The sequence below is a fragment of the Achromobacter sp. SIMBA_011 genome, from assembly GCF_046535435.1.
GTDB classification, from domain to species: Bacteria; Pseudomonadota; Gammaproteobacteria; order Burkholderiales; family Burkholderiaceae_B; genus Achromobacter; species Achromobacter dolens.
The window spans coordinates 1-457 of sequence record NZ_JAWRWN010000055.1; the positions used below are offsets into that span (position 1 = coordinate 1).

1 protein-coding gene is annotated in these 457 nt (G+C 67.4%); it reads left to right on the top strand.

The genetic code is table 11. The features are described from left to right. Nucleotides 1-457, top strand: a 457-nt coding sequence (locus tag SB816_RS29870; RefSeq protein ID WP_410547973.1) for an MFS transporter, incomplete at both ends; no start/stop codon positions are given.

Genomic DNA, 457 nt, shown 5'->3' on the forward strand with positions numbered 1-457 from the left:
GCGTGCATCCCCGACCTGTTCCCCGATTCGGTCGTGCGGCTGCGCTGGCAGGTGCTGATGAGTTCGGCGTTCGGCATCGCGAACGCGATCGGGCCGTCGCTCGGCGGGTTCCTGACCCAGTCGTTCGGCTGGCGTTCGGTGTTCTACGTGAACCTGCCGATCGGCATCCTGTCGCTGTTCTTCGTGTGGCGCTACCTGCCGCACCTGCGGCATGTCGCGCACGACCGCAAGATGCGGCTCGACTGGCCGGGCGCGCTGCTGATCGCGCTGTCGCTCGGTGCGCTGCAGCTGTTCGTCGAATGGCTGCCGAAATACGGCTTGATGAGCTGGGCGTCGCTGCTGCTGGTAGTCGCGCTCGGCGCGGGCATGGCGTTGTGGCACTGGGAGAAGCGCTGCGCGCAGCCGATCCTGCCGTTCGACATGTTCGGCAACCGCGCGCTGTCGGCGCTGTTCGTGC